Annotated in this window: 17 protein-coding genes and 1 tRNA gene; 12 read left to right on the top strand and 6 right to left on the bottom strand. The window is 63.9% G+C overall.

Features of this window, described 5'->3' with window-relative positions; translation table 11 throughout:
• Positions 1-15: 15 nt before the first annotated feature.
• Positions 16-360: a hypothetical protein gene (locus ACVIIW_RS07165; RefSeq protein WP_456700105.1), complete on the bottom strand. Its 345-nt coding sequence runs from the start codon at positions 358-360 to the stop codon at positions 16-18.
• A gap of 135 nt (positions 361-495) precedes the next feature.
• On the opposite strand from ACVIIW_RS07165, the gene ACVIIW_RS07160 reads away from it, so the two are divergent.
• From ACVIIW_RS07160 to ACVIIW_RS07150, 3 genes are all read left to right on the top strand, one after another.
• Positions 496-2013, top strand: a complete 1518-nt coding sequence (locus ACVIIW_RS07160; RefSeq protein WP_456700104.1) for an AMP-binding protein — start codon at positions 496-498, stop codon at positions 2011-2013.
• Between the two features lie 23 nt (positions 2014-2036).
• The gene (locus ACVIIW_RS07155) at positions 2037-2675 is read left to right on the top strand and encodes an RraA family protein (protein ID WP_456700103.1); all 639 of its coding nucleotides are present in this window, start codon (positions 2037-2039) and stop codon (positions 2673-2675) included.
• Between the two features lie 361 nt (positions 2676-3036).
• Positions 3037-3113: transfer RNA gene (locus ACVIIW_RS07150), tRNA-Arg, on the top strand.
• Between the two features lie 38 nt (positions 3114-3151).
• Here the strand turns inward: ACVIIW_RS07150 and ACVIIW_RS07145 are convergent.
• Together ACVIIW_RS07145 and ACVIIW_RS07140 are read right to left on the bottom strand one after the other, a co-directional pair.
• Positions 3152-3544, bottom strand: a complete 393-nt coding sequence (locus ACVIIW_RS07145; protein WP_456700102.1) for a group II truncated hemoglobin — start codon at positions 3542-3544, stop codon at positions 3152-3154.
• Positions 3545-3546: 2 nt separating this feature from the next.
• Positions 3547-4455: a helix-turn-helix transcriptional regulator gene (locus ACVIIW_RS07140; RefSeq protein ID WP_456700101.1), complete on the bottom strand. Its 909-nt coding sequence runs from the start codon at positions 4453-4455 to the stop codon at positions 3547-3549.
• 120 nt (positions 4456-4575) lie between these two features.
• Between ACVIIW_RS07140 and ACVIIW_RS07135 the strand changes: the two genes are divergently transcribed.
• The 4 genes from ACVIIW_RS07135 to boxB all read left to right on the top strand — a co-directional run bounded on the left by ACVIIW_RS07135 (position 4576) and on the right by boxB (position 10416).
• Positions 4576-6123, top strand: a complete 1548-nt coding sequence (locus tag ACVIIW_RS07135) for a benzoate-CoA ligase family protein (RefSeq protein ID WP_456700100.1) — start codon at positions 4576-4578, stop codon at positions 6121-6123.
• Positions 6124-6231: 108 nt separating this feature from the next.
• The gene (locus tag ACVIIW_RS07130; RefSeq protein WP_456700099.1) at positions 6232-7044 is read left to right on the top strand and encodes an alpha/beta fold hydrolase; all 813 of its coding nucleotides are present in this window, start codon (positions 6232-6234) and stop codon (positions 7042-7044) included.
• Between the two features lie 139 nt (positions 7045-7183).
• Positions 7184-8872: a 2,3-epoxybenzoyl-CoA dihydrolase gene (gene boxC / locus ACVIIW_RS07125; RefSeq protein ID WP_456700098.1), complete on the top strand. Its 1689-nt coding sequence runs from the start codon at positions 7184-7186 to the stop codon at positions 8870-8872.
• 107 nt (positions 8873-8979) lie between these two features.
• Positions 8980-10416, top strand: coding sequence for a benzoyl-CoA 2,3-epoxidase subunit BoxB (gene boxB, locus ACVIIW_RS07120; protein ID WP_456705099.1), 1437 nt, complete (start codon positions 8980-8982; stop codon positions 10414-10416).
• Between the two features lie 39 nt (positions 10417-10455).
• Here the strand turns inward: boxB and ACVIIW_RS07115 are convergent.
• The 3 genes from ACVIIW_RS07115 to ACVIIW_RS07105 all read right to left on the bottom strand — a co-directional run bounded on the left by ACVIIW_RS07115 (position 10456) and on the right by ACVIIW_RS07105 (position 13470).
• A protein-coding gene (locus tag ACVIIW_RS07115) for an IS630 family transposase (RefSeq protein WP_456700097.1) occupies positions 10456-11395 on the bottom strand; the annotation gives its coding sequence in 2 pieces (ribosomal slippage) (positions 10456-11058 and positions 11060-11395; 939 coding nt in all).
• A gap of 146 nt (positions 11396-11541) precedes the next feature.
• Positions 11542-12342 carry an SDR family oxidoreductase gene (locus tag ACVIIW_RS07110; protein ID WP_456700096.1) on the bottom strand — a complete coding sequence of 267 codons (801 nt, stop codon included), beginning with the start codon at positions 12340-12342 and terminating at the stop codon, positions 11542-11544.
• Positions 12343-12411: 69 nt separating this feature from the next.
• Positions 12412-13470: a polysaccharide deacetylase family protein gene (locus ACVIIW_RS07105; RefSeq protein WP_456700095.1), complete on the bottom strand. Its 1059-nt coding sequence runs from the start codon at positions 13468-13470 to the stop codon at positions 12412-12414.
• A 165-nt stretch (positions 13471-13635) separates the two neighbouring features.
• On the opposite strand from ACVIIW_RS07105, the gene ACVIIW_RS07100 reads away from it, so the two are divergent.
• The 5 genes from ACVIIW_RS07100 (at position 13636) to ACVIIW_RS07080 (ending at position 18457) form a co-directional block, all read left to right on the top strand.
• The gene (locus ACVIIW_RS07100; protein ID WP_456700094.1) at positions 13636-15030 is read left to right on the top strand and encodes an OmpA family protein; all 1395 of its coding nucleotides are present in this window, start codon (positions 13636-13638) and stop codon (positions 15028-15030) included.
• Between the two features lie 2 nt (positions 15031-15032).
• Complete coding sequence (locus tag ACVIIW_RS07095; RefSeq protein WP_456700093.1) at positions 15033-15329, top strand: hypothetical protein; 297 nt, start codon at positions 15033-15035, stop codon at positions 15327-15329.
• 101 nt (positions 15330-15430) lie between these two features.
• Complete coding sequence (locus tag ACVIIW_RS07090) at positions 15431-16021, top strand: TetR family transcriptional regulator C-terminal domain-containing protein (RefSeq protein WP_456700092.1); 591 nt, start codon at positions 15431-15433, stop codon at positions 16019-16021.
• Positions 16018-16917 carry a haloalkane dehalogenase gene (locus ACVIIW_RS07085; RefSeq protein WP_456700091.1) on the top strand — a complete coding sequence of 300 codons (900 nt, stop codon included), beginning with the start codon at positions 16018-16020 and terminating at the stop codon, positions 16915-16917. The genes ACVIIW_RS07090 and ACVIIW_RS07085 overlap by 4 nt, the downstream gene beginning before the upstream one ends.
• Positions 16918-17398: 481 nt before the next feature.
• On the top strand, positions 17399-18457 hold the full coding sequence (locus tag ACVIIW_RS07080) for a UPF0104 family protein (RefSeq protein ID WP_456700090.1): 1059 nt from the start codon (positions 17399-17401) through the stop codon (positions 18455-18457).
• Positions 18458-18468: the final 11 nt, after the last annotated feature.

Raw genomic sequence — 18468 nt, 5'->3', positions numbered from 1 at the left:
TGGAACTCGGGAAATTCATGGCTGGGTTGCTGACATTTTTTGCTTGACGTGGCTCGGGAGCCGCAGCCGCAGGGCGCATTTACCGGTTTGAATGCGAAGAGAAATTCTCATCATGAGAGCGTCGACCTGTTTCTCCGCCATCGCATTGGCGCAGGTTTGCGGCCGCGCACTGGCCGCGGACGAGAATGCACCGAACCGCAAGCCGGTGAACGTCCTCGCCGGTGCGGGGCTGTCGGTGGGCGGCATGTTGCCGCTCCACCTCTCCAGCGGCTGGTCGATACGCTGCCGGCGATCTCGCGCGCCATCATCGTGCTGCACGGACGCCTGCGCGATGCCGACGGCTACGATGTGTCGGCGCATACCGCGCCGAGCGCGGCGGCATTGACGAAGGAGCGCTGAATGCAGAAGCTTGAAGGGTCGGCTCCGGCTGTTACACTTCGCTGCGCGACGCGCCCATCCTGAGGCCCCGCCAAGAAAACGAAATGGAAACGCCTGATGCTGCTGCCCCTGTCCGATGTGCCGCGCTGGTACGCGCAACGCAAACCCGAGGGCGCCATCGCCGTCCAGCACGGTCGGGACAGACTGACATGGGACCAGCTCGAACGCGGTGCCAACAGGCGGGCGCGCGCGTTTGCGGCGAAGGGCGTCAAGCCCGGCGATTTCGTCGCGATCGGATTGCCCAACAGCAATGCGTTTTTCGAGACCACGTTCGCGGTATGGAAATGCGGTGCGACGCCGACCTCGCTGTCGTGGCGGCTGCCGCGCGGCGAAGCCGCGGCCGTGCTCGAGATTTTGAAGCCCGCGCTCGTGGTCGGCGGCGAGGCCGACTGGAATGCGCCGAACCGCTTGCCTGCGGATTTTGTGCCGGACGGTTTTTCCGATGAGCCGCTCGATCCCCCGGTCGCGCGCTACTGGAAGGCCATGACCTCCGGCGGCTCGACCGGGCGTCCCAAGGTGATCCTCGACCATCAGCCTGCGGTGACTGATACCCTCGCTGCGCCGCCGCTCAATATTCCCGCTGCAGTCTCGCTGCTCAATCCAGGCCCCCTTTATCATAATGCGCCGTTCATCGTGTCGCATTTTGCGCTGTTCGCCGGCGGCAAGCTGACCGGCCTCGTCAGGTTCGATGCCGAGGAGACGCTGCGCCAGATCGAGCGCGAGCGCGTGCAATGGGTCAATTTCGTGCCGACCATGATGCACCGGATCTGGGCGCTGCCTGATAAGGTTCGCAATGGCTATGACGTGTCGAGCCTTCAGACCGTGTTCCACATGGCAGCGCCGATGCCGCCCTGGCTGAAGGAAAACTGGATCGCCTGGCTTGGGCGGGACAGGGTCTGGGAGCTCTATGGCGGCACCGAGCGCCAGGGCGCCTGCATCATATCAGGTACCGAATGGCTGACGCATAAGGGCTCCGTCGGCAAGATCGCGGAGACGGCGAGGCTTCGCATCATCGGCGAGGACGGCAATGACGTCGCGCCCGGTGAGACGGGCGAGATCTATTTCCTCAACAACGACGGCAAGGACGCCACCTATCACTATCTCGGCGCCGAGCCGAAGCGCCGCGCCGACGGCTGGGAATCGCTCGGCGATATCGGCCGGCTCGACGCCGAAGGCTATCTCTATCTGGGCGACCGCCTCGCCGACATGGTGCTGCGCGGCGGTGCCAACATCTATCCGGCCGAGGTCGAGGCTGCCGTCTCCGCGTGCCCCGGCGTGCGCTCCTGCGTGGTGGTGGGCCTGCCTGATCCTGAGCTCGGCCAGCGCGTGCATGCCATCGTCGAGCCGGACCCCGGCGCGGACGGTCAGGTGATCGCAGACAGCATGGCGGATTTTTTGAAAGACCGGCTCAGCCGCTACAAGCATCCGGAGAGTTTTGAGTTCGTTAGCGCGCCGCCGCGTGACGATTCCGGAAAGGTTCGCCGCACGCTGTTGCGCGACGAGCGCGCGGCGTGGATGAAGGAAGGCCGCGCCTTCCGCATCATGCCCGCGCAGGCCCGGGCGCACGCCGAATAAGAGCCTCGGAAGGACCGAACCTCATGACGATCACCATCGCAGCGAACAGCGTGCCCAAGCCTCCCGCCGATATCATCGAAGGCTTCAGGAATGCACCAACCTCGATCATTTCGGACAATCTCAGCCGGCTGCCTGGCGCGGTCGGGCTGAAGCCCTATCATCGCAGCGGCAAGCTGGTCGGCGCGGCCTTCACGGTCAGGACCCGTCCCGGCGACAATCTTGCCATCCATCGCGCACTCGAGCTGGTCGGTCCCGGCGACGTCATCGTGGTCGATGGCGGCGGCGACGAGACCCGGGCCCTGGTCGGCGAGATCATGAAGAACATCGCGCAATGGCGCAAAGCCGAAGGCTATGCCATCGACGGCGCCATCCGCGACGTGGCGGCCTTCGCCGGCGACGACTTTCCCTGCTTCGCCCGCGCGGTGATCCATCGCGGGCCCTACAAGAACGGCCCAGGCGCGATCAACGTGCCTGTGACGGTCGGTGGCAGCGTGATCTCGCCGGGTGACATCGTGGTCGGTGATGAAGATGGCGTGGTGTCGTTTCCCGCCGCCGGCGCCGCGATGCTGCTGGAGGCGGTGCGTGTCCAGATCAGGCGCGAGGAGGAGACCCTGAAGGCGATCCGCGACGGGCGCTACCAGGGGGCTTATGGGAAATCCTGAGCGAGGCGGCGCTCAAGTCAAAGCGATCGCCGGATCGATCTAAAACCCAATCGGCTATCGTACCTTTCGAAGTGATTTCGCGTTCTCTGTTTCGATCAAGGCTTTCTGATATTTCCTACGGTGAGATTGCATCGAGTGGTGAGGAATCGCGCACTTGAGGTCGCTGCGAGTTCAGGAGTCGGCAATGGTCCAGCGTATACGTGAGCTTGAAAGGTGAATTCAAAGACCGGCTCTTGACCGCCTCTTGGCCGCGGTGAGCCAATCTGCCGCAAAATAAAATGGAGGGCGGCGAGGGCTTCCGATTCGGCCCTCGCTTTGATATGTACAGCTCCAGGCAACCCGTCTCCTTGGCGGGTTCCGCGGTCCCGTAGCTCAGCCGGATAGAGCGGCGGTTTCCTAAACCGTAGGTCGCATGTTCGAGTCATGCCGGGATCGCCATTCCAAAACGCGGCTTTTCAAAATCGGCCGCGGGCGCGCTACCGGTTGCGCATCCAGTCGGCCAAGCCCGATATCGCGCGATCGAGCTCCTGGCGCGCGGCGCCATCCCTCACCGTCTCCTCCATCGCGCCGCGCATGCACAGCATCCAGGCGTCGCGCTCGGCATCGCCGATGGCAAAGCCGATGTGCCGCTGCCGCAGCCGCGGATGGCCCTTCTCGGGGGAATAGAGCTTGGGGCCGCCGGTCCATTCCGTGAGATAGCGTTTCAGCACATCCCTGATCGGGCCGAGATCATCCGCATGCATGGCCCGGATAATCTTCGCTTCCGGCAGCGTGTCCATACGGCCGTAGAAGCGGTCGACCAGAAGGTCGATCGTGGCACTTCCGCCGATCCGCTCGAACATCGTGGTGCTGACGTCGCTGTCGGTCATCTCTACAGCGCCACGCTCCGCAGGCCGAAGCTGCGCGCTTCGTTCTGCAACACCGGCCGCACGGCGTCGATCAGCCTTGCGGCCGCCGCGTCGACCGACAGCCCCGCCGTATCCACCACCGCCGTCGCGCGCGCGTAGAGCGGCTCGCGGCTGAGCAAGATGTTGCGCAGCTCCGCCATGGCGGAGCGGTCGTCGGCCATCGGGCGCAGGTCGCCCTGGCGGCGCACGCGGGCCATGTGCTCCTCGGGATCGGCCTTCAGCCAGATCGTGTAGAACGAGGTCAGGATCCGGTCGAAGGTCAGCGGCTCCGAGACGATGCCGCCGCCGGTTGCCAGCACCATCAGCTCGTTGCGCGCGAGCAGCTGCTGCAGCGCTGCCTGCTCCCTGCGGCGAAAGCCTTCCTGGCCATATAGTGCGATGATCTCGGCGACCGAGAGGCCGTTCTGTTGCTCGACCTCCTTGTTGAGTTCGACAAAGCTCCAGCCGACCTTCTTCGCCAGCATTCTTCCGAGAGTGGATTTGCCGGCGCCGCGCAGCCCGATCAGCGCGATGCCGCAGAACGGCGCGCGCCGTGGCGCGGATGCGTTGCCGCCGGCGAGCAGATCCTTTGCCTGCGCGATCTGCGCTGGTGTCGCCTTGCGCAAGAGATCGCGAAACATCTGCCAGTCCGGTGTCGGGTCGGCTGACGGCAGCAGGTCCTCAAGATGTGCGCCCATCGCGTCGGAGACGCGGCGCAGCAGCACGATCGAGACATTGCCCTTGCCGCTTTCGAGCTGCGCGATGTAGCGCTCCGAAATTCCTGATACCTTGGCGAGCACTTTGCGCGACATGCCGCGCAATGCGCGCATGGTGCGCACGCGCTGGCCGAGTTGTTCGAGAAAGCGGGATTCGGCGTCGGGACTATCGGTCATGAGCCTTCTTTACAGGGGTCCTGCGGCGCATCTTAATGAAACATAGTGCCAACTGCCATTGACAGCAAGCTGTCCCGGTGTCTTTCTATGAATTATAATTCTAATTCTGGGGAGACGACCGTGAGCGAGGGATCCTACAACGCGGTGACCTGGCTGCTCGACCGTAACGTTGAGGAAGGCCGGGGAGGCAAGCTCGCCTTCGACGACACCGTCTCGCGGCTCACCTATGGCGAACTCCAGCGCGAGACGCGGCGTGCGGCGAACATGCTCCGCCGGCTCGGCGTCCGCCGCGAGGAGCGCGTCGCGATGATCATGCTGGATACGATCGATTTCCCGATCGTTTTCCTGGGCGCGATCCGCGCCGGCATCGTGCCGGTGCCGCTGAACACGCTGCTCACCGCGGCTCAATACGCCTACATCCTCGCCGACTGCCGCGCGCGCGTGCTGTTCGTGTCCGAAGCAGTGTTGCCGGTGCTGAAGGAGGTGATCGGACGGCTGCCCGATCTCGAGCATGTCGTCGTCTCCGGCAAGGACGCGCATGGCCACCAGCTGCTCGCCCCAGAGCTCGCGCGCGAGAGCGACACATTCACGACGGCGCCGACCCATCCCGAAGAGCCGGCGTTCTGGCTGTATTCGTCGGGCTCGACCGGCATGCCCAAGGGCGTCCGGCATCTGCACGCCAGCCTGCAGGCGACCGCGGATACCTACGGCAAGCACGTGCTCAACGTCCGCGAGGACGACGTCTGTCTCTCGGCGGCAAAACTGTTCTTCGCCTACGGCCTCGGCAACTCGCTGACTTTCCCGATGTCGGTCGGTGCCAGCACGGTGCTGAATTCGGCGAGGCCAACTCCGGAGCTGATGTTCGAGCTCTTGAACAAGTACAATCCGACCCTCTTCTTCGGCGCGCCGACACTGTTCGCGGCGATGCTGAACGACCAGGCCGCAAAGTCCGCGCGGGCAGGGACGCGCCTGCGTATCTGCGCCTCCGCCGGCGAGGCGCTGCCGGAATCGGTCGGCAACAATTGGAAGTCACGGTTCGGCGTCGACATCCTCGACGGCATCGGCTCGACCGAGCTGCTGCACATCTTCCTGTCGAACGCGCCCGGCGACATCAAATACGGCACCTCCGGCCGCGCCGTCCCCGGCTACAAGGTCCGCCTCGTCAGTGACGCCGGCGACGATGTGCCGGATGGCGAGGTCGGCGAACTCCTGGTCGAGGCACCCTCGGCCGGCGAGGGCTATTGGAATCAGCGCGCCAAAAGCAGGAACACCTTTCAGGGCCACTGGACCCGCACCGGCGACAAATATGTGCGCGGCGCCGATGGCCGTTACACCTTCTGCGGCCGTGCCGACGACATGTTCAAGGTATCCGGTATCTGGGTTTCGCCGTTCGAGGTCGAGAGCGCGCTGATCACGCATCCCGCGGTGCTGGAAGCCGCCGTTGTCGCCGAAGCCGATCCGGAAGGCCTGTTGAAGCCAAAGGCGTTCGTCGTGCTGCGCGCCGGCAGCGACACCGACAATCTGTACGAAGCGCTGAAAGAGCACGTCAAACAGACGATCGGTCCATGGAAATATCCGCGCTGGATCGAGGTCGTCGACGATCTGCCCAAAACGGCGACGGGGAAGATCCAGCGGTTCAAGTTGCGAGAAGGGGCGAACCAGCCATGAGTTGCTGGCCGGGCTTGACCCTTCCATCGACGTGCAGCCGCCTGCGACGAAAGGCCTGGATGCCCGGGTCAAGCCCGGGCATGACGACGGAAAGAGAAGAGCAAGGACATGACCAACCTCCCCCCCTCCGGCTTCCTGAGCATCGGCGCCGCCAGACTCGAATACATCTGGCTCGCGCCGCAAGCCGCCGACGCGCCCACCATCGTCATGCTGCATGAAGGCCTCGGCTCGGTCGGCCTGTGGGGTGATTTCCCCGAGAAGCTGCGAGAGGCCACCGGCGCCGGCATCTTCGCCTATTCACGCGCGGGTTACGGCCGGTCCAGTCCGGCGACATTGCCGCGGCCGCTCGACTACATGCAGCGTGAGGCGCTGGACGTGCTGCCGAAGGTGCTCGAGGCCGTTCCCTTCAAGCGCGGGCTGTTGCTCGGCCATTCCGACGGCGGCTCAATCGCTGCGATCTATGCTGGGTCCCATCAGGATCATCGCCTGCAAGGCGTCGCGCTGATCGCGCCGCATTTCATTGTCGAGGATATCTCCGTCGCGTCCATCGCTGCGATCAAGACCACGTATGAGACCTCCGACCTCAAGGCAAAACTCGCGCGCTGGCACCAGGACGTCGACAACGCCTTCTATGGCTGGAACGGCGCCTGGCTCGATCCGGCATTCCGCGACTGGGACATCTCGGAATATCTCGCCTACATCCGCGTTCCCATCCTGGTCGTTCAAGGCAAGGACGACCAGTATGGGACGCTGCGCCAAGTCGAGATCGCGCAGCAGGAATGTTATTGCCCGGTCGATGTGACGATCATTCCAGGCGTCGGGCATTCTCCCCACCGCGAAGCGCCGGCGCCAACGCTTGACGCCATCGGGCAATTTGCAAAAGCCGCTTTGCGGGACGACCGGGGGCTCCAAGCTGCGTGACGCGTCCCAGGCGACTCGCGACGCCGCTGGCACCAAGATGAAGCAAAGTGCATGTCAGGCCTGGATTTGATCTAGACACCTCTCGAAAGATGCACTATTGTGCATCCAAGACAAACCAAGACGAGCTCAAGGGTAGCCCATGGCCGGGGAAGATCGGCGCCTCGCAGGCGGCGCAACATTCATCGATTTCCAGACCGATCCGTCCCGCTACAAGCACTGGAAGCTGGCGGTCGAGGGTGAGGTCGCGACGCTCACGATGGACGTCGACGAGAATGGCGGCCTGTTCGAGGGCTATCTGCTCAAGCTCAATTCCTACGATCTCGGCGTCGACATCGAGCTTGCGGACGTGGTCCAGCGGCTCCGCTTCGAGCATCCCGAGGTGAAGGTCGTGGTGATGCGCTCGGCCAAGAACCGCGTGTTCTGCGCCGGCGCCAACATCCGCATGCTCGCCGGCTCGACCCATGCCCACAAGGTGAATTTCTGCAAGTTCACCAACGAGACGCGCAACGGCATGGAAGATTCGTCGGACAATTCCGGCCAGCGCTTCATCACGGTCGTGAACGGCTCGGCCGCCGGCGGCGGCTACGAGCTCGCGCTGGCAACTGACCACATCATCCTCGCTGACGATGGCGCGTCTGCCGTTGCGCTGCCCGAAGTGCCACTGCTCGCGGTGCTCCCTGGCACTGGCGGTCTCACGCGGGTCGTCGACAAGCGCAAGGTGCGCCGCGACCACGCCGACTTCTTTTGCACCATCGAAGAGGGCGTGAAGGGCAAGCGCGCGGTGCAGTGGCGCCTCGTCGACGAGATCGCACCGAACTCCAAGCTCGAGGCCAAGGTCGTCGAGCGTGCCAGGGAGTTCGCGGGCAAGTCGAAGCGTGCCGGCAGCGGCAAGGGTATCACGCTCTCTCCGCTGAAGCGCGTCATCGACGAGACCAGCATCCGCTATGGCTTTGTCACCGTCGACATAGACCGCATTGCGCGCGTCGCCACCATCTCGATCAAGGCGCCGGAGACGGCGCCGCCCGCCGACATCGACGGCATGATGGCGCAGGGCGCGTCGTTCTGGCCGTTGCAGGTGGCGCGCGAGCTCGACGACGCCATCCTGCATCTGCGCATCAACGAGCTCGAGATCGCGATGCTCGTGTTCAAAAGCCATGGCGACCGCGCCCATGTGCTGGCATCCGACGCCTTCCTCGAAGCCAACAAGGCGCACTGGCTGGTCAACGAAATCAGGCATTATTGGAAGCGCGTGCTCAAGCGCATCGACGTCACCTCGCGCACGCTGGTGACGCTGGTCGAGCCGGGCTCCTGCTTCGCCGGCACGCTCGCTGAACTCGTCTTCGCCGCCGACCGCTCCTACATGCTGATCGGCACGCGCCAGGGCGACAACCAGCCGCCGCCCTCGATCGAATTGTCGGTAATGAATTTCGGTCCCTATCCGATGAGCCACGGCCTGACGCGGCTGGAGTCGCGCTTCCAGGCCGATCCGGCGGACGTGGAGCGCGCGGAAGCCACCCTCGGCACCGCTCTCGACGCCGAGCAGGCGGAAGAACTTGGCCTCGTCACCTTCGCGCTCGACGACATCGACTGGGACGACGAGGTGCGCGTATTCCTGGAGGAACGCGCCAGCTTCTCGCCCGACAGCCTCACCGGCATGGAAGCGAGTCTGCGCTTCGTCGGCCCCGAGACGATGGAATCAAAAATCTTCGCGCGCCTCACCGCCTGGCAGAACTGGATCTTCCAGCGCCCGAACGCGGTCGGCGAGGAGGGCGCGCTGCGCCGCTACGGCAGCGGCCAGAAGCCGAAATTCGATATGACGCGAGTCTAGCGAAGGGAGTGGCGAACGGCGAACAGGAATCTTCACCCGCCATTCGCTGGTCGCCATTCGCCCCTTGAAACGAGCCAGTCTCCACACGGGAGGTCCACATGAACATCATGAACGTCGACTACTCGACCAAGATTCCGAACAACGTGAATCTCGCCGAAGACCGCCAGGTGCTGAAGGCGCTCGAGGGCTGGCATCCCGGCTACATGGATTGGTGGAGCGACATGGGCCCCGAAGGCTTCCAGGAGTCGCTGGTTTATCTGCGTACCGCTTACTCGGTCGATCCGCGCGGCTGGGCCAAGTTCGATTATGTGCGCATGCCCGAATATCGCTGGGGCATCCTGCTTGCGCCGCAGGAAGAGAACCGCGTCGTGCCGTTCGGCGAGCATTATGGCGAGCCCGCCTGGCAGGAAGTTCCGGGCGAATATCGCGCCATGCTGCGCCGCCTGATCGTGATCCAGGGCGACACCGAGCCTGCTTCCGTCGAGCAGCAGCGCCATCTCGGCAAGACCGCACCCTCGCTCTACGACATGCGCAATTTGTTCCAGGTCAATGTCGAGGAAGGCCGTCATCTCTGGGCGATGGTGTATCTGCTCCAGAAATATTTCGGCCGCGACGGCCGCGAGGAAGCCGACGATTTGCTGCGCCGCCGCTCCGGCGATGCCGACGCGCCGCGCATGCTCGGCGCCTTCAACGAGGCGACGCCGGACTGGCTGTCCTTCTTCATGTTCACCTACTTCACCGACCGCGACGGCAAGATGCAACTGCATTCGCTGGCGCAGTCGGGCTTCGATCCGCTGTCGCGCACCTGCCGCTTCATGCTGACCGAGGAAGCCCATCACATGTTCGTCGGCGAGACCGGCATCACCCGCGTCGTGCAGCGCACCTGCGATGCGATGCGGGAGGCGGGCATCACTGATCCCACCGACATCGCCAAGGTCCGCGCGTTGGGGGTGATCGATCTTCCGACCATCCAGAAGAAGTTGAACCTGCACTACACGCTGTCGCTGGATCTGTTCGGCTCGGAAGTCTCGACCAACGCGGCCAATGCCTTCAACACCGGCATCAAGGGCCGTTATCACGAGACCCAGATCGACGACGATCACCAGCTCAAGAATTCGACCTATCCGGTGCTGAAGTTGGTCAACGGTGAGATCAAGCTGGTCGACGAGCCGGCGCTGACCGCGCTCAACATGCGCCTGCGCGACGATTACAGCCAGGATTGCGTCAAGGGCATGCTGCGCTGGAACAAGGTGATCTCGACTGCCGGCTACGACTTCCAGCTCAAATTGCCCAACGTCGCCTTCCACCGCCACATCGGCGAGTTCAAGGACGTGCATGCGACGCCCGACGGCATCCTGATCGACGATGTCACCTGGGGCAAGCGCAGAGACGATTGGCTGCCCTCGACTGCCGACGGCGACTTCATCACCTCCTTGATGCAGCCCGTCACCGAAAGCGGCAAGTTCGCGTCCTGGATCTCGCCGCCGAAGGTCGGCATCGACAACAAGCCGGGCGATTTCGAGTACGTGAAGATCGAGTCGTAAGGTGGTTGGCGAATGGTGAATGGCTAAAGCGTGATGGCATTAAGTTCGATAGCCTGAGTTTTTGAGGTAGTTGGCACATTCCTCGGAGGTGAAGGCGTCGAGGGCGTGGCCGATTGCGGCGCAGACTGCGTCGACGGTTCGCGCGGCGGCTTTGCGGAGCAGATGCTTGAGCTTGGCAAAGACCTGTTCGATCGGGTTCAGGTCGGGCGAGTATCTTGGCAGGAAAAACAGCTTGGCACCGACCGAACGGATGAGCTGGCGAACTGCCTTGCTCCTGTGGCTGCCGAGGTTATCCAGGATGACGATATCGCCGGGTCGAAGGACGGGCAGAAGAACCTTCTCGACATAGATGCGAAAGCTCACGCCGTCGATCGGCCCCTCGATGAACCATGGCGCCTCGATCCGGTCGTGGCGCAGGGCCGCCAGGAAGGTCATGGTCTTCCAGCGGCCGTGGGGAACCTTGGTGTGTAGTCTGTGCCCGCGCGGCGCCCATCCCCGCAAGGGTGCCATATCGGTCCTGGTCCAGGTCTCGTCGATGAAGACCAGCCGCTCAGCTTCGACGCGATCTTGATACTTTGTCCACTGGGCTCGCCGCCGCGCGACCTCAGGTCGATCGCGCTCGCCAGCCGCCACGCTTTTTTTTGAAGCTGAGCTTCTCGGCATGTACGAAGTCCCACACCGAGTGGTAGTCGACCTTCAGGCCACGTCCGGCAAGCTCGGCAACGAGACCGCGTATGGTGAAATCGCCATCCTTGATCCGTTGTGACAGCCAGACCGCGTGCTTGCCCGAAATTGCCTTCGGCTTGTAGCCGCCGATCTGGCTAGGCTCAACGCTGCCGGTCTTCTCGACCCGCTGCATCCAGCCGATGGCCGTGCTGATCGCCACCCCAAACTGCTTGGCGGCTCGATTGCGCGACATCCCGCCCTCGATCGCGGCTACGACACGTTTACGGAGATCCAGAGAGTAAGGCTTGCCCATCCATGCTGGCCTCCTATCCAGCCAGCATGGTGAATCAGAAACAAACTGATTTGGGAATCCCAAATCGATTCAGACTAAAGCCATCCCGCTTTAGTGGCGAGTAGAACAGCTACTCGCCGTTCGCTACTCGCCATCCGCGCGCAGCGTTACCCCGCGATCTCCAGCCCCGCATTCGCGTACACCACGCCGCCATCGACCGCGATGGTGTTGCCCACCACGTAATCCCCTGCGCGCGAGGCCAGATAGATCGCAACGCCGGCCATGTCCTCGTCGGTGCCGATGCGGCGCGCGGGAATGCGCTTGGCGACGTCGTCTGCGTGGTCGCGTGCGGCGCGGTTCATGTCGGACTTGAACGCGCCCGGCGCGATCGCGGTGACGTTGATGTTGTCCTTGATCAGCTTCGTCGCCATGCGCCGTGTCAGATGAATCACCGCGGCCTTGCTCGCGGCGTAGGAATAGGTCTCGCCGGGATTGACGAAGATGCCGTCGACGGAGGCGATGTTGATGACCTTGGCAGGGCGCGCGTGCGAGGCCGCGGCGCGCAGCGGCTTGGCCAGCGCCTTGGTCAGGAAGAACAGCGACTTGACGTTGAGGTCCATCACCTTGTCCCAGCCGCTTTCCGGGAATTCGTCGAACTCCGCGCCCCAGGCCGCGCCCGCATTGTTGACGAGGATGTCGAGCTTCGGCTCCAGCCTGATGATTTCGGAAGCGAGCCTGTCGCAGCCTTCGACGGTCGAGATGTCGATCGGCAACGCGATGCATTCGCCGTCATATTGCGCCGAGAGCTCTTTCGCGGTGGCTTCGCAGGGGCCTGCCTTCCGTGCGGTGATGTAGACCTTTGCGGCGCCGGCGCCGAGAAATCCGGCCGCGATCATCTTGCCGATGCCACGCGAGCCGCCGGTCACGAGTGCGATGCGGCCTTTGAGCGAGAATAGATCGTTGGACATGTTGCCTCCCTTGAGTTGGCGCTCGTTTTGAGCGCGGCGGGGAGGGGAGTCAAGGAAGGGGCGGCTGGATCAAGCCGCCGAGATCCGGCGAAAACCGTTCCACATCGCGGTCGCGGCGCCCGAGGTCAGCACCGGCAGAATGCGCGCATCCTGGTAATTTCCGTTGAGCGAGACGCGCGGCAGCGCGGTCATCTGGCCGGCGTTTTCGGCGAACAACATGCCGGGCCGCGTCGTCACTGCGGTCTTGAAGCCGGCGGATGCGGCGAGCGCAAATTCGCGCGTTCCTGCGGCATCGTGGTCGCCATAGGGGTAGGCGAGATGCACCACCTCGCGCTCCAGCGCGTTCTCGATCCGCGCCCGGCTCACCGCCATCTCCTGCGCGGCGATCTCCTCGCTCTGCTTGGCGAGGTTGCAATGGCTGACGGTGTGTGCGCCGATCGTGACCAGCGGATCGGTGGCGAGCTGTTTCACCTCGTCCCAGGACAGGCAAAGGCTGCGACACAGCGCGGCCATATCGACCCCATGGGCGGCGCAGAGAGCTTCGATCTCGCGCTTCAGATCGGGCTCGCCCGGCAGCGCGCGCAGCCAATCATGCAGACGGTCGAATGCCGCCTGTTTCGCGGCCGTTGTGCTCGCATCGAGCCGAAGCGCCGAACGGCCGATCCGCACCTCGACCTGCTCGGCCCTGGCGATGACGGCCTCCAGCGCGGTCCACCACAATCGACCCGTGCCCTCGGCAAAGTCGCTCGCGACATAGATGGTCGCGGGCGCGTCGAATTCGCGCAGCACCGGCAACGCATGGTCCCGGTTGTCGCGATAGCCGTCGTCGAGGGTGAAGGCGGCGAAGCGGCGCTCGAAGCGGCCCTGCGCCAGCCGCTCGTGCAGTTCGTCCATGCTGACAATGTCGATCTCGCACGAGCGCAAATGGCACAGCGTCGCACGCAGGAAGTCGGGGGTGACCTCGAGATGCCGGTTCGGCTGGAAGGCACTGCCCCGGGCCGGCCGCACATGGTGCAGCATGAAAATGGCGCCGACGCCCGACAGCAGCGGGCGCAGCAGATGGTGCGCCCCGCTGAAATAGAGTGCTCCCAGCCCGGCGCGAATGACGTTGTTTCGAAGTTGTTTCATGACCGGTGGGTCGCCCCTGGCATTCCGCCTTCAATTTTAAGGAATGACCCTTGAAGAAAAAGTTATTCCAATTGTCCACGCGCGGCCTCGCAAAGGGCCCCATTTCCGGTTTGACAGCCTGCCAAGGGTTTGTTTTGTCTCCGGTTCCAGAGTTCGGATCGTCGAATGCAGATGCTTTTCGGGTGGGCCAGCAAGTGGTGGCCGGGGCTGATTCCCCTGGCCGTCATGTGGGGAATTGCGGCCTGGAACAACACTTTGCCTGTCGAGGCCGACCTCTCGGCCCGCAGTTCGGCTGCGCTCAAGGACACCGTCCTGGACAAGACCCGGATCGCGGTCGACGGCCGTGACATCAGCCTGATTGCCGATGCCTTCTCCGAGGAGGGACGCCGCGATGCCGTCACGGCCGTCGAGCTGGTTCCCGGCGTGCGGCTGGTCGATGACCAGACCCGGCTTGCTCCCGAAGCCAAACCCTTCGTCTGGAACGCCGAGCGTGACGTGGTGCGCGTGACGCTGTCGGGCTCCGCTCCGCTGCCGGCGATAAAAGCGCGCCTCACGGAGGCCGCGCGAAAAGAGGCCAACGGGACCGAGATCGCCGATCAGATGGGTCTCGCCCGTGGCGCACCGCCCCGTTTCGAGGCGGCCGCGATGCTGCTGCTCGACCAGATCGGCAAGCTCAAAGACGGCAAGATCACGATATCGGATACCAAGGTCAGTCTGTCGGGCATGGCGCGCGACCTCGGCGGCCGCGAGGCGATCGGCGCGGCGCTGAAGAACCTACCCGAGGGATTCTCGATCGCCGCCAATGAGATCAAGGCACCGCCTTATATTTTCCAGGCCTACAAGGATCCGGTCGCGGCCACCCTGACGCTGACCGGCTACGTGCCTGACAACGTCGTGCACGCCGCGATCGCGACCAGCGCGTCGCGAAAATTCTTCACTGAGAAGGTCGTCGATAATCTCAAGGCCAGCGTCGGTGCGCCCGGTTCGTTCAACACCGCCGTGATCGCAGCGCTCGGCGCGCTGTCGCGGCTGTCGACCGGTACGCTCGTGGTGTCCGATCGCGAGGTGAAGCTGTCGGGGGATGCGCTTTACGAGGGTGCGGCCAACGACATCCGCGCCGGCCTCGGCAAGGACTTTCCAAAAAACTGGCAATACAAGCCCGAAATCACGGTGAAGCCGCCGGCGGGTCCGGTCGACGGTACCGTCTGCCAGCAACTGTTCTCGGAGCTCCTGGCGAAGGGCAAGATCCGCTTCGAGCCCAAGCGCGCCGACATCGATCCCGACTCCGCCGGCATTCTCGATCATCTGATCGAGACGGCGCTGCGTTGCCCGACCACCGATATCGAGGTTGCCGGCCACACTGATTCCGACGGCGAGGATTCGTTCAACCAGGCGCTGTCCGAGAAGCGCGCGCAGGCGGTGATCGCTTATCTCGTCAAGGCGGGCTTGCCGGCTGAGCGCTTCACTGCTGTCGGCTACGGCAGCACGCAGCCTGTCGCCGGCAACGACACCGACGATGGCAAGGCGCAAAACCGCCGCATCGAATTTCTGGTGAGGTGACGATGCCCTATCTCGTCTCGTTCCATATGGGCTGGCTGATCGGCTCGGTTCTGCTGGGGTTCTGCATGGGCTGGATCTCGGTGGTCCAGCGCGGCAACGGCACCCCGAAGGTCACGGCGCGCTGGCTCGCGGTGCTGGTTGCAGGCCTGCTCGCGGCCTCGTTGGCGCATGTGGTCCCGGGCCGCTTCGGCTACTGGCTCGACCTCGGCCTCATCATGTTCACCTGCTACCTCGTCGGCTGTACCATCGGCGCATGCCTGCGCTATTGGGTGGTCTCCCGGAGCCAGCCGGCAGGCTGATCTGACCTTCAAAGGCTCGGTAACCGATTGATCGGCGGGGAGATCGCCGAGGAAACAAGCTGGCGCTTGACAGCAATACGTACGTACGTATTGTGGCGCTCATGCCGAAGCCCTCACTCAAAGACGCCATCCTCGACGCCGGCCTCAAGGTCATGTTCCGGACCGGCTACCACGGCACCAGCGTGCGCGACGTCACCATGGCTGCGGGCGCGCCCCAGGGGTCCTTCACCAACCATTTCCGCTCGAAGGAGGCGTTCGCCTCCGAGGTGCTCGACCGCTATTTCGACGTGACCAGGGGACTGGTTGCCGAGGCCCTCGACGACGCCTCGCTGACGTCGCGCGCGCGGCTCAGGCGCTATCTCGACATCATCACCGGCCGGCTGGGGGCTGATGGCTACGCTCGCGGTTGCCTGATCGGCGATCTCAGCCTGGAGGCATCTGGCAGCAGCGAACTGCTGCGCGCGCGCCTTGGGGCCATCTTTGCGGAATGGCGCTCGCCGTTCGCCGCCTGCATCCGCGATGCTCAGGCCAGCGGCGAGATCGCATCCGATTTCGAGCCGGAGGAGCTTGCCGACTTCCTGCTCGCGTCGTGGCAGGGCGCGATCCTGCGCATGAAAGTCGATCGCAATCCCAAAGCGCTCGAGCGTTTCAAGACCATCGCATTCCAAACCGTGTTCAAGGAGCTGACATGACCAAGCAGATCGAGATCCGCAAAGCGTCCGTCCTCGGAAGCAGCATGGCCTATCGCGAGACAGGCGCGGAGGACGCGCCCGTTGCGCTCTTCCTGCACGGCAATCCCACCTCCTCGCATATCTGGCGCAACATCTTGCCGCTGGTGTCATCGGTCGCGCATTGCATCGCGCCCGACAACATCGGCTTCGGCCAATCCGACAAACCGGATATTGCCTATCGCTTCTTCGATCTTGCACGCTATCTCGATGCCTTCATCGACGAACGCGGCATCAAATCGGCCTATCTGGTCGCGCAGGATTGGGGGACGGCGCTCGCATTCCATCTTGCCGCGCGCCGGCCGGAGATCGTGCGCGGATTGGCTTTCATGGAGTTCATCCGTCCGATGCCGACCTGGCAGGACTTTCACCAGGCCGAGGCTGCGCGTGAGACCTTCCGCAAATTCAGGACGCCGGGCGAGGGTGAGGCGATGATCCTCGAGGCCAACGCGTTCATTGAGCGCGTGCTGCCGGGCGGCATCGTGCGCAAGCTCAGCGACGAGGAGATGGCGCCCTATCGCGCGCCGTTCCCGACGCCGGAGAGCCGCCGCCCGGTTCTTGCGCTTCCACGCGAACTGCCGATCGCGAACCAGCCCGCCGATGTCTATGCGACGCTTCAATCGGCGCATGCCGCGCTGGCCACATCGTCCTACCCGAAGTTGCTGTTCTCAGGTGCGCCCGGCGCGCTTGTCTCGCCCGATTTTGCGGAGCGGTTCGCGGCCTCGCTGAGGCATTGCGCGCACGTGCATCTCGGCCCCGGCCTGCACTTCCTTCAGGAGGATCATGCCGTGGCGATCGGTCGCTCCGTCGCGGGCTGGATCGCAGGCATCGAAGCGATTCGCTCACTGCTTGCCGCCTGAAGAGAGCGCTACCTCCGAGCAACGTGCTCATCGCGGCCATCCTGGCGGGTGGCCGAGTGCCTTCTGGGATGCCGCAGTGCAACCCGATGATCTCGGACGAGGCGTCATGAGCGACGCAGTCGTGCGTCCTGCAGTCGCCTCTTTCAACGGGCCGATGCGATCCATAGATTGATTTCGACTTAAGCCGCCGCGGAACATTGTCCGGTCGAAATCATCAAAACTTCATGGCCTCTGCGCAGGATCGCCATGGAGATTCGCCTCGAGCTTGGCGCCGAAAGCGCCAAACCGTGCATCAGGAGCCCACACCCTGCCTAAAATATTGAAGGCACGTGATTTTGTTCACATTGGCGAATTCCACTCGGCCCCGAAACGCGCTAGTGGAGGGGCGGGGGGCATGCGCGAGGCCGGCGGTGAGGGCTCGTTGAATGCCTGTGCGTCGTCCGCCTGTTCGCCGGCCGCTGAAGCGTTGTTCGAGGTCTAGATGCTGGAAGCCATACGCAGAGCGATGACGTTTCTGCGCCACAAGCAAATCCTGCACAAGCTTGGAGTTGTGACCAGCGTCGCGGTCATCGGGATCGCTTGCTATGTGCTCTACCACATGCTCCGCGGCATCGACAAAAACGAGGTGATCGAGGCGATCAAGAGCACCGAGCCGCGCCAGATTGCGATGGCGGCCTTGTTCGTTGCCGCGGGGTATTTCACGCTGACCTTCTACGATCTGTTCGCGGTCCGCGCGATCGGCCATTCCCATGTGCCTTATCGCATCAACGCGCTCGCGGCCTTCACCAGCTATTCGATCGGCCACAATGTCGGCGCCAGCGTCTTCACCGGTGGCGCGGTGCGCTACCGCATCTATTCTGCGAGCGGGTTGAACGCGATCGACGTCGCAAAAATCTGCTTCCTGGCCGGCCTCACCTTCTGGCTCGGCAATGCCGCCGTGCTCGGCCTCGGCATCTCCTATCATCCGGAGGCCGCCGCCGCGATCGACCAGCTGCCGCCCTGGCTCAACAGGATGATCGCGATGATGATCATCGTGGCGCTGGTTGGTTATGTGGTCTGGGTCTGGACGCAGCCCCGGGTGGTCGGGCGCGGCCCCTGGACCGTGGTGTTGCCGGGCGGCCCGCTGACCCTGCTCCAGATCGCGATCGGCATCATCGATCTCGGCTTCTGCGCGCTCGCGATGTACGTGCTGGTCCCCGACGAGCCCAACCTCGGCTTCGTCGTGGTCGCGGTCATCTTCGTCTCGGCGACGCTGCTCGGCTTTGCCAGCCATTCGCCCGGCGGACTCGGGGTGTTCGACGCCGCCATGCTGGTAGGTCTCTGGCAGATGGACCGCGAGGAGCTGCTGGGCGGCATGCTGCTGTTCCGGGTGCTCTATTATCTGTCGCCCTTCGTCATCTCTGTAATCTTGCTGACGTTTCGCGAAGTTATCATCGGTGCGCGGTCCAAGCGCTTGCAGCAGGCGGCGCTCAAGCTCGACCCCGGTCCGGCACCCAAAGCCGCCTATGTGAGAGAGCGTCGCGACGGCAGCGGCGCCTGACCGGCGCAACA

This window comes from Bradyrhizobium sp. USDA 4449 (genome assembly GCF_054056275.1).
Note: the sequence above shows the minus strand (reverse complement) of the source record. Positions and strands in the feature narration are given on the sequence as shown.

Excerpts from the sequence above, each read along its gene's own strand:
- ACVIIW_RS07165 (WP_456700105.1), bottom strand. The coding sequence starts at position 360 with ATGCGCCGACACATCGTAGCCGTCGGCATCGCGCAGGCGTCCGTGCAG.
- ACVIIW_RS07160 (WP_456700104.1), top strand. The coding sequence starts at position 496 with ATGCTGCTGCCCCTGTCCGATGTGCCGCGCTGGTACGCGCAACGCAAA.
- ACVIIW_RS07155 (WP_456700103.1), top strand. The coding sequence starts at position 2,037 with ATGACGATCACCATCGCAGCGAACAGCGTGCCCAAGCCTCCCGCCGAT.
- ACVIIW_RS07145 (WP_456700102.1), bottom strand. The coding sequence starts at position 3,544 with ATGACCGACAGCGACGTCAGCACCACGATGTTCGAGCGGATCGGCGGA.
- ACVIIW_RS07140 (WP_456700101.1), bottom strand. The coding sequence starts at position 4,455 with ATGACCGATAGTCCCGACGCCGAATCCCGCTTTCTCGAACAACTCGGC.
- ACVIIW_RS07130 (WP_456700099.1), top strand. The coding sequence starts at position 6,232 with ATGACCAACCTCCCCCCCTCCGGCTTCCTGAGCATCGGCGCCGCCAGA.
- boxC (WP_456700098.1), top strand. The coding sequence starts at position 7,184 with ATGGCCGGGGAAGATCGGCGCCTCGCAGGCGGCGCAACATTCATCGAT.
- boxB (WP_456705099.1), top strand. The coding sequence starts at position 8,980 with ATGAACGTCGACTACTCGACCAAGATTCCGAACAACGTGAATCTCGCC.
- ACVIIW_RS07110 (WP_456700096.1), bottom strand. The coding sequence starts at position 12,342 with ATGTCCAACGATCTATTCTCGCTCAAAGGCCGCATCGCACTCGTGACC.
- ACVIIW_RS07105 (WP_456700095.1), bottom strand. The coding sequence starts at position 13,470 with ATGAAACAACTTCGAAACAACGTCATTCGCGCCGGGCTGGGAGCACTC.
- ACVIIW_RS07100 (WP_456700094.1), top strand. The coding sequence starts at position 13,636 with ATGCAGATGCTTTTCGGGTGGGCCAGCAAGTGGTGGCCGGGGCTGATT.
- ACVIIW_RS07095 (WP_456700093.1), top strand. The coding sequence starts at position 15,033 with ATGCCCTATCTCGTCTCGTTCCATATGGGCTGGCTGATCGGCTCGGTT.
- ACVIIW_RS07090 (WP_456700092.1), top strand. The coding sequence starts at position 15,431 with ATGCCGAAGCCCTCACTCAAAGACGCCATCCTCGACGCCGGCCTCAAG.
- ACVIIW_RS07085 (WP_456700091.1), top strand. The coding sequence starts at position 16,018 with ATGACCAAGCAGATCGAGATCCGCAAAGCGTCCGTCCTCGGAAGCAGC.
- ACVIIW_RS07080 (WP_456700090.1), top strand. The coding sequence starts at position 17,399 with ATGCTGGAAGCCATACGCAGAGCGATGACGTTTCTGCGCCACAAGCAA.